The 3239-nt window shown below is 49.3% G+C and carries 2 rRNA genes; both read left to right on the top strand.

The window, feature by feature from the left end:
• Window positions 1–84: 84 nt before the first annotated feature.
• Window positions 85–2983 (top strand): 23S ribosomal RNA (locus DKK70_RS16345).
• Between the two features lie 134 nt (window positions 2984–3117).
• Window positions 3118–3233, top strand: a 5S ribosomal RNA gene (gene rrf / locus DKK70_RS16340).
• The last annotated feature ends 6 nt before the right edge of the window (window positions 3234–3239 follow it).

Genomic DNA, 3239 nt, shown 5'->3' with positions numbered 1-3239 from the left:
GCAAATTGATGTATGAAAATATATTCGTTTGAGATAAGAAAGAGAAAAAAGCGTAATTAAAACCAAGACAACTGTGAGTTGTAAGGTTAAGAAATTAAGCGTACACGGTGGATGCCTAGGCAATCAGAGGCGATGAAGGACGTGTTAATCTGCGAAAAGCAACGGTAAGTCGATAAAAGGCGCTATAACCGTTGATGTCCGAATGGGGAAACCCAGTGTAGGTGACTACACTATCATCTGATGAATACATAGTCAGATGAGGCGAACCGGGAGAACTGAAACATCTAAGTACCCCGAGGAAAAGAAATCAACCGAGATTCCCTAAGTAGCGGCGAGCGAAAGGGGAAGAGCCCAAGCGGGTAGCATAATGTATTAGTGGAAGCGTCTGGAAAGTCGCACGATAGAGGGTGAAAGTCCCGTACACGAAGATGCATTATGTGGAAGCTTATAGAGTAGGGCGGGACACGTGATATCCTGTCTGAAGATGGGGGGACCATCCTCCAAGGCTAAATACTCCTGATTGACCGATAGTGAACCAGTACCGTGAGGGAAAGGCGAAAAGAACCCCGGGAGGGGAGTGAAATAGACCCTGAAACCGTGTACGTACAATCAGTGGGAGCTGTTACCATTAGGTAATAGTGACTGCGTACCTTTTGTATAATGGGTCAGCGACTTATATTCTGTAGCAAGGTTAACCGAATAGGGGAGCCGAAGGGAAACCGAGTATTAACTGTGCGTTAAGTTGCAGGGTATAGACCCGAAACCCGGTGATCTAGCCATGGGCAGGTTGAAGGTTGGTTAACACTAACTGGAGGACCGAACCGACTAATGTTGAAAAATTAGCGGATGACCTGTGGCTGGGGGTGAAAGGCCAATCAAACCGGGAGATAGCTGGTTCTCCCCGAAAGCTATTTAGGTAGCGCCTCATGAGTAACTGTTGGGGGTAGAGCACTGTTTCGGCTAGGGGGCCATCCCGGCTTACCAACCCGATGCAAACTCCGAATACTGACAAGTTTAATCATGGGAGACACACGGCGGGTGCTAACGTTCGTCGTGAAGAGGGAAACAACCCAGACCGCCAGCTAAGGTCCCAAAGTCATAGTTAAGTGGGAAACGAAGTGGGAAGGCTTAGACAGCTAGGATGTTGGCTTAGAAGCAGCCATCATTTAAAGAAAGCGTAATAGCTCACTAGTCGAGTCGGCCTGCGCGGAAGATGTAACGGGGCTAAAACTATGCACCGAAGCTGCGGCAGCGCACGAAAGTGTGTTGGGTAGGGGAGCGTTCTGTAAGCCGTTGAAGGTGCATTGTGAGGTGTGCTGGAGGTATCAGAAGTGCGAATGCTGACATAAGTAACGATAAAGCGGGTGAAAAGCCCGCTCGCCGGAAGACCAAGGGTTCCTGTCCAACGTTAATCGGGGCAGGGTGAGTCGACCCCTAAGGAGAGGCCGAAGGGCGTATCTGATGGGAAACGGGTTAATATTCCCGTACTGGCTATAACTGCGATGGGGGGACGAAGAAGGCTAGGTTTACCACCTATTGGATGGTGGGTTAAACGTGTAGGGGTGTGATTAGGCAAATCCGGTCACTAAGACTCTGAGGCGTGACGACGAGGCACTAAGGTGCTGAAGTAATTGATGCCCTGCTTCCAGGAAAATCCTCTAAGCTTCAGGTTATAGTTAATCGTACCCGAAACCGACACAGGTGGTCAGGTAGAGAATACTAAGGCGCTTGAGAGAACTCGGGTGAAGGAACTAGGCAAAATGGTGCCGTAACTTCGGGAGAAGGCACGCTGATGGTAATTGAAGTCCCACGCGGATGGAGGTGAAATCAGTCGAAGATACCAGCTGGCTGCAACTGTTTAATAAAAACACAGCACTGTGCAAACACGAAAGTGGACGTATACGGTGTGACGCCTGCCCGGTGCTGGAAGGTTAATTGATGGGGTTATGCGTAAGCAGAAGCTCTTGATCGAAGCCCCAGTAAACGGCGGCCGTAACTATAACGGTCCTAAGGTAGCGAAATTCCTTGTCGGGTAAGTTCCGACCTGCACGAATGGCGTAATGATGGCCAGGCTGTCTCCACCCGAGACTCAGTGAAATTGAACTTGCCGTGAAGATGCGGTGTACCCGTGGCAAGACGGAAAGACCCCGTGAACCTTTACTATAGCTTGACAGTGAACATTGAGCCTTAATGTGTAGGATAGGTGGGAGACTAAGAAGTGTGTACGCCAGTATGCATGGAGTCATCCTTGAAATACCACCCTTTAATGTTTGATGTTCTAACCTATACTTCTGAATCGAGGTAAGGGACACTGTCTGGTGGGTAGTTTGACTGGGGCGGTCTCCTCCCAAAGAGTAACGGAGGAGCACGAAGGTTAGCTAATCCTGGTCGGACATCAGGAGGTTAGTGCAATGGCAAAAGCTAGCTTGACTGCGAGAGTGACGGCTCGAGCAGGTACGAAAGTAGGTCATAGTGATCCGGTGGTTCTGAATGGAAGGGCCATCGCTCAACGGATAAAAGGTACTCCGGGGATAACAGGCTGATACCGCCCAAGAGTTCATATCGACGGCGGTGTTTGGCACCTCGATGTCGGCTCATCACATCCTGGGGCTGAAGTAGGTCCCAAGGGTACGGCTGTTCGCCGTTTAAAGTGGTACGCGAGCTGGGTTTAGAACGTCGTGAGACAGTTCGGTCCCTATCTGCCATGGGCGTAGGAAAATTGAGAGGGTTTGCTTCTAGTACGAGAGGACCGAAGTGAACGCACCGCTGGTGTTCGGGTTGTGATGCCAATTGCATTGCCCGGTAGCTACGTGCGGAATAGATAAGTGCTGAAAGCATCTAAGTACGAAACTAGCCTCGAGATGAGTTTTCCCTGATGAGAATCAGTAAGGTCCGTTTGAGACTAAGACGTAGATAGGTCAGGTGTGTAAGTGTAGTGATACATTGAGCTAACTGATACTAATGAACCGAGAGTCTTAACCTTACAACTCGGAGTTGTTTTGGATACGCGAAGATAAAGATTGATTATGAGATAATCAAACAGTTTGTTCCGGATTGAGGGATTGTTGTGGATATGAGATAATGCGCAGCAATTGAGATAAGAGAAGACAGAATATGTCTGGCGGTAATAGCGCGGTGGTCCCACCTGACCCCATGCCGAACTCAGAAGTGAAACGCCGTAGTGCCGATGGTAGTGTGGGTATTACCCATGTGAGAGTAGGGTGCCGCCAGACTTTTAA

The sequence above is a fragment of the Gilliamella apicola genome, from assembly GCF_003202655.1.
GTDB lineage: Bacteria > Pseudomonadota > Gammaproteobacteria > Enterobacterales > Orbaceae > Gilliamella > Gilliamella apicola_R.
Note: the sequence above shows the minus strand (reverse complement) of the source record. Positions and strands in the feature narration are given on the sequence as shown.